This window comes from Streptomyces sp. (assembly GCF_019510245.1).
Classification (GTDB): Bacteria; Actinomycetota; Actinomycetes; order Streptomycetales; family Streptomycetaceae; genus Streptomyces.
Map to the genome: position 1 here is coordinate 1 of NZ_JAEKKT010000481.1, position 2,601 is coordinate 2,601.

2 protein-coding genes and 1 pseudogene are annotated in these 2,601 nt (G+C 72.5%); 2 read left to right on the plus strand and 1 reads right to left on the minus strand.

The window, feature by feature from the left end; all coding sequences use genetic code 11:
* Nucleotides 1-215: 215 nt before the first annotated feature.
* Both JF597_RS54340 and JF597_RS54345 read left to right on the plus strand, forming a co-directional pair.
* Nucleotides 216-1,448, plus strand: a complete 1,233-nt coding sequence (locus tag JF597_RS54340) for a LacI family DNA-binding transcriptional regulator (protein ID WP_294014532.1) — start codon at nt 216-218, stop codon at nt 1,446-1,448.
* Nucleotides 1,445-2,238, plus strand: a pseudogene (locus tag JF597_RS54345) (carbohydrate kinase). The gene JF597_RS54340 and the pseudogene JF597_RS54345 overlap by 4 nt, the downstream one beginning before the upstream one ends.
* Nucleotides 2,239-2,337: 99 nt before the next feature.
* Here the strand turns inward: JF597_RS54345 and JF597_RS54350 are convergent.
* Nucleotides 2,338-2,601: hypothetical protein (locus JF597_RS54350; protein ID WP_294014534.1), on the minus strand; the 264-nt coding region annotated here is incomplete at its 5' end.

A 2,601-nucleotide genomic window follows, 5' to 3' on the forward strand; every position in this document is an offset into this window, starting at 1 on the left:
CTCGTCGAGCCCCGGGTGCGGACGGGGATCGTGGGCATCGGGTGGGACTGGGACTGAGCCCTGCCCCACGGGCCGGTCAGGTCGGCGCACTTCTCCTTCGTCACGGGACGTAAACGTTTGCGCAAGCGTTTACGTGGGACGCCGGATGGGATACCGTCCCCGCCGGAAGGCACGCCGTGCCGTCGAAAGGGGCCGGGCCCAGGAAGGGGGACGCGATGGCGACCATGGCCGACGTCGCTCGAAGCGCCGGGGTCTCCGTGGCGACCGTCTCGCACGTCCTGAACGACACCCGGCCCGTCCTGCCCCACACCCGCCAGGCGGTCCTGGACGCCGTCGACCGGCTCGGCTACACCCCGAACACCCTCGCCCGCTCCCTGGTGACCTCGCGCACCCGCTCCATCGGGCTCGCGGTGTCGGCGATCAGCAACCCGTACTTCACGGAGATCCTCCAGGGCGTCGAGGCGGGCGCACTGGAACACGGCTACAGCCTGCTCATCGCCGATCCGCACGACGATCCCGACCACGAGTGCAAGGTCGTGCAGCTGCTGCACGATAGGCGCGTGGACGGCATGATCGTCGCGCCGTCGGCGGACCCGCGCGAGCTCGTCTCCTATCTCGGGCGCCACCGGGTCCCGACGGTGTTCCTCGACCGTGTGATCGACGGAGTGATCGACGAGGTGACCGGTACGGTCGGCGGAGTGACCGAAGGTGTGGTCGGCGGTGCGGTCGGCGGAGTGACCGAAGGTGTGGTCGGCGGTGCGGTCGAGGACCCGGCGGGCGGCCCGCAGCGGTTCGACCAGGTCTGCGCCGAGAACACCGGGCCGATGGCGCGGCTGGTCACCCATCTCGCCGGACTCGGCCACCGGCGCATCGGCCTGGTGGCGGGCCGGCCCGGGCTGAGCACCACCGCCGAACGGATCACCGGATACCGCCAGGGCCTCACCACCGCCCGTCTCCCCTACGACGACGACCTCGTCGTCCACGGCGACTCCGAGTCGGCCGGAGCCGAACGGGCCACCGCCGCCCTGCTCTCCCTCGCCGCACCGCCCACCGCCCTCGTCACCGCCAACAACGCCATGACCATCGGCGCGCTGCGCGCCCTGCGGGACCGCGGTCTGTCGGTACCGGACGACCTCGCCCTGTGCTGCTTCGACGACTTCGCCTGGGCCGACCTGTTCTCGCCCCGGCTCACCGCGATCGCCCAGCCCAGCAGGGAGATCGGCGCACAGGCGGTCCGTGTGCTCCTGGAACGCCTCGCCGCGCCGGACCGGCCCGCCCGGACCGTGCGCCTCGACTGCACGTTCGTCCACCGCACGTCGTGCGGCTGCCCCGACTCCGGGGAGCCGGGGCGGTCATCGCAGTCCTCGCTGCTTTCGCGGTCCTCACAGCCTTCCCAGCGTTCTCAGCTCCCTCAGCCTTCGCAGTTCGAGAAAGGAAACGTCTCGTGATCGTCGTCGCCGGTGAGGCCCTGATCGACCTGGTACCGCAGGGCAGGGGCGCCCTCGCGAGCCTGACGCCGGCGCTCGGCGGCGGCCCCTACAACACCGCCGTGGCCCTGGGCCGGCTCGGCTCCCCCACCGCCTTCTGCTCCCGCACCTCGCTCGACGCCTTCGGCGAGGCCCTGCTCGACGGGCTGCGCGAGGCGGGGGTGGACGTGTCCCCCGTGCAGCGCGGTGCTGAGCCCACCACGCTCGCCGTCGCCACGATCGACACCAACGGCTCGGCCGTCTACTCCTTCTACGTCGACGGCACCGCCGATCGCCTGTTCGCCGCCCCCGCCGCACTCCCCGCCGACACACGCGCGGTGTCCTTCGGTACCTGCTCGCTCGTCCTGGAACCGGGGGCGAGCGCCTACGAGGAACTGCTGCGGACCGCGGCCGCGCAGGGTGTGTTCACCGCGCTCGACCCGAACATCCGTTCCGGGCTGATCCCCGACGCGGACGCCTACCGGGCCCCCACGGCGGTGACGGGCTGACCGTGTTCACCCGGGACGGGGCGGCGATTGCCGTGCCCGGCGAGAAGGTCGACGTCGTGGACACCATCGGCGCCGGCGACACCGTGAACGCGGCCCTGCTGCACGGTCTGGACACCCTCGGCGCGCTGTCCCCGGCGGCGCTCGCGGAACTGGGCGTCGAGGACTGGACCCGGCTGCTGCGGTTCGCGGCACGCGCGGCCGCGATCACCTGCTCACGCGCCGGGGCGCAGCCGCCGTACGCGTCCGAACTGGGCGAACTCTAGGGGCCGTTGGCACGAGCGGTGCCCCGCGGGGAGTTCCCGCGGGGTACCGCTCGTTCGTGTCTTATCCGGATGTGTCCGTCGGTCTCGCCGCCGGGTGCCTCAGGCCTTGCGGGCCCTAGTCGCCTTCTTGGCGGGCTCGGCCTTCTTGGTCGTTGTCGTCCTGGCCGTCGCCGTCTTCTTCGCCGTCGACTTGGCGGCGACCGTCTTCTTCGCCGCGGCCGTCTTCCTGGCCGGTGCCTTGCGCGGGGCCTTCACCGCGGCCCCGTCGCTGATCCGGTCGGCGCCGAGGATCTCCCTCAGGAACTTGCCGGTGTGGCTCGCCGGGACTCCGGCGACCTCCTCCGGCGTGCCCTCGGCCACGAC

Coding starts and splice junctions, on each gene's coding strand:
- JF597_RS54340 (WP_294014532.1), top strand. CDS start 216: ATGGCGACCATGGCCGACGTCGCTCGAAGCGCCGGGGTCTCCGTGGCG.